The sequence below is a fragment of the Nostoc sp. genome, from assembly GCF_036919675.1.
Taxonomy (GTDB): Bacteria; Cyanobacteriota; Cyanobacteriia; order Cyanobacteriales; family Nostocaceae; genus Nostoc.
The window spans coordinates 1-3232 of the sequence record NZ_JBALCP010000012.1; the positions used below are offsets into that span (position 1 = coordinate 1).

4 protein-coding genes are annotated in these 3232 nt (G+C 44.4%); 3 read left to right on the plus strand and 1 reads right to left on the minus strand.

Annotated features, from left to right (window positions below; all coding sequences use genetic code 11):
* A partial coding sequence (locus V7K49_RS00895; RefSeq protein ID WP_335204142.1) for a hypothetical protein occupies positions 1–454 on the minus strand: 454 nt, incomplete at its 3' end.
* A gap of 128 nt (positions 455–582) precedes the next feature.
* On the opposite strand from V7K49_RS00895, the gene V7K49_RS00900 reads away from it, so the two are divergent.
* The 3 genes from V7K49_RS00900 (at position 583) to V7K49_RS00910 (ending at position 2867) form a co-directional block, all read left to right on the plus strand.
* A complete protein-coding gene (locus V7K49_RS00900; protein WP_099104126.1) occupies positions 583–765 on the plus strand; it encodes a hypothetical protein in 183 nt (60 codons plus the stop codon).
* 212 nt (positions 766–977) lie between these two features.
* Entirely contained in the window at positions 978–1697 is a 720-nt protein-coding gene (gene rnc / locus V7K49_RS00905) for a ribonuclease III (protein WP_334723592.1), read from the plus strand.
* 81 nt (positions 1698–1778) lie between these two features.
* A complete protein-coding gene (locus V7K49_RS00910; RefSeq protein ID WP_335204143.1) occupies positions 1779–2867 on the plus strand; it encodes a Gfo/Idh/MocA family protein in 1089 nt (362 codons plus the stop codon).
* Positions 2868–3232: the final 365 nt, after the last annotated feature.

The following is a 3232-nucleotide window of genomic DNA, read 5'->3' on the forward strand; positions in this document are numbered from 1 at the left end:
ATAACCCCCTAACTGTTAAGGGAGAAGTCGGATTTTCTTGGCTCTGTTCAATATAACGGAATGTAACAATACTATCTTTGGCAACTTGGTATAATGCTGTATCCAGATGCCATTTAACCCGATATAGTCCAAACAGCTTCTCTTGACTGTACCGTGCTGGGTACTCTAGCTTCCTTCCCTCCATCGTCACCTTGAGCAATGCTGACTGCTCCGGTGTAGGTGTTCCGATAGCCTCTAGCGTTGCTTCTAGCGCTTGTACTTGAGAGAATATAGGAGACTTCAATCCTTTATTCTCTGACACTTGCTTGCAGGCTACAACAGAGAAGGTCAGGAGTGCGTTAATGTAGGATGCCTTATCAGCAGGATTCCCTATTGCTTGGATGCCGTACTGTATCAGACATAAATCGCGTAATGCTCTCAAGCTTTTAACTTCTAATTCTGTGCGTGTAAACATAAAATAGAGTTACCTCTTGTAAAAGTGGAAATCGGTGGGCAACAAGTTTCTCAGGCTAAGATGCCCACTGTTTTAACATTTTCCACTGATATACATGTGAAAAATATCTCTATTTATATTTCTACATAATGTCTAAAAATAAAGGTAATCCAGATAACTTAAAGCCATTTACCACCGACAGAGAGCGACCACTAACTGAATATCTACATTTACGTGTCACCAAGGAAATGAAGGAAGAAGTGAAAGCTAAAGACGATCCTCCTGAGTTTTGCCGTCAAGCTATCCAAGAGAAGCTAGATAGAGAGAAGTAGCGAAAAGTTGCTAAAGTAATAGTCCAAGAACTTTAGGGATATAAAATATATAGCTAGTACAGCGCGGCGGAAATAAACAACCCATTCCAAATCAACGAAACGCTTACGCTGTATTCATTTTGACTTTTGACTTTTGACTTTTGACTTTTGACTTCCGCCTTCCGCCTTGCGGTACTAGTTGCCTTCCCCTGCCCCCTTCCCTTTATCATGTAATGCCCCTTGCTTATCCACGCCGTCAGCGCCAACTCGAAAGTTTAGTCCAAAAATTAGGTTTGTCGCTAGAAGCACCTATAAAGTGGGAACTGCTGGATTTAGCGCTAACTCATCCCACTGTTTCTGATTCGGCAAATTATGAACAGCTAGAGTTTGTTGGCGATGCAGTGGTGCGGCTGGTGTCGGCTGTTGTGTTATGGGAAAATTATCCCGATTGTCCGGTAGGGGATTTTGCGGCAATTCGTTCGGTGTTGGTGAGCGATCGCATCCTCGCCCAATTGGCAAGAGTTTATGGTTTGGAGTTATACTTACTAGTTGCTGGTAGTGCTACTGCTGATAAAGTTGGTCTAGAGTCACGACTGGCAGATGCTTTTGAAGCAGTTTTGGGTGCGCTTTACTTAAGTACTCAAAATCTGGAACTGATCCGCTCTTGGCTAGATCCCCACTTCCAACAACTAACGACAGAAATTCGCCTCGACCCTGCCAGACTTAATTACAAAGCTGCTCTTCAAGAATGGACTCAGGCACAATTTAAAGTTTTACCAGAGTATCGGGTTGTGGAAGTCAGTCAACCGTACCGCAATCAAGAACGTTTTATGGCTGAAGTGTGGCTGCACGGAAATAAGCTAGGAGTTGGTAAGGGACGCTCGATCAAAACTGCTGAACAAGCCGCAGCTAAGGTAGCTTTTTTAGCAATTCCTAATCCGGAAATACCCTGAGTTTAAAAAACGGTTGATTAGCTGATAATCAGTTGATTGTCATTTGTCCCTCGTCCTTTCAATACAAATGACAAATAACTAATGACAAACCAAATTAAAATTGCTGTTATCGGAGTTGGGCGTTGGGGAGTGCATCTGCTGCGGAATTTCTTAGCAGATCCCCAAGTAAATGTAGTTGCTGTAGTAGACCCCCATCCAGAACGATTAGCGGCGGTAAAGCAGCAGTTTAATTTAGATACAAATGTAATATTAACAACCGAGTGGCAGGATATCAAGAAAGTGCCAGGGTTGACAGGGGTGGCGATCGCAACTCCAGCTACCACTCACTATGCTTTAATTAAAGACGCTCTCCAACAGGGATACCATGTTTTAGCTGAAAAACCCCTAACTCTTGACCCCGCAGAATGTCAGGAACTTTGCCAGTTAGCAGAGCAGCATCATTTAATACTCATGGTTGACCACACTTATTTATTTCACCCAGCAGTTGAGCGAGGAAAAACTGTAGTACAAGCGGGTAAATTAGGTGATTTACGCTATGGCTACGCGACGCGCACCCATTTAGGGCCTGTCCGGCAAGATGTTGATGCGCTGTGGGACTTAGCTATTCACGATATTGCTATCTTTAACGCTTGGCTGGGTCAGTTACCCGTAAAAGTACAGGCAACGGGTACGGTGTGGCTACAGGGAACAGGGCAGCCGGGGAGCAGGGAAGCAGAGGGGAAGAAAGATACAAATTCTCCTCTGCCTCAAGGTTTAGCTGATTTAGTATGGGTAACACTGACATACCCAGATGGCTTTCAAGCTTATATTCATCTGTGCTGGCTGAACACCGATAAGCAGCGACGGCTGGGGATTGTAGGTAGTCTTGGTAGTTTGATTTTTGATGAAATGTCGCGATCGTCACCTCTAACGCTGCTACATGGGGAGTTTGAACAGCAGGGCAATCAATTTATTCCGGTAAATCAAAGGCAGGTAGTGCTGGAATTAGAGCCAGGTGAACCATTGGGGCGAGTTTGCTCCGGCTTTGTTGTCTCTATCCTCAACAATATTCCCTCAGAGGTTTCGTCTGGCTGGGTAGGCACACAGTTAGTAGAAATTCTTGCTGCACTAACAGTATCTCTTGAGCAAGGCGGCAAACCTGTTTTTCTTAATAAGCGTTCTCAACTGTAATTTTCGGTTACAGCTATTTTCAGGTAAATAGACCACGCGGTAGGGGCACAGCATTGCTCATTGGTGTCAACTTAAGCTCAAAGCGTTGTCCCACATATCTTTTACCCCACCCTAACCCTCCCCTTATAAAGGGGAGGGAAGCAGATTTCTTATTTCCCCCCTTTCTAAGGGGGGATTAAGGGGGGTAAATCCGACTTGTGTGTACACCGTAACCTTTTAGAAGAGACGTTTGGAGAGAGGTCAAAACTGTACTGCACCCAAGCGAGAACCGCTATAGAACCCATTTGGGATCTATAAAGTAGCTAATCTTCGGAGCATAAGTCTGACAAAACAGAGATGAATTTTAGTGGTCGCATTTTCTAAAG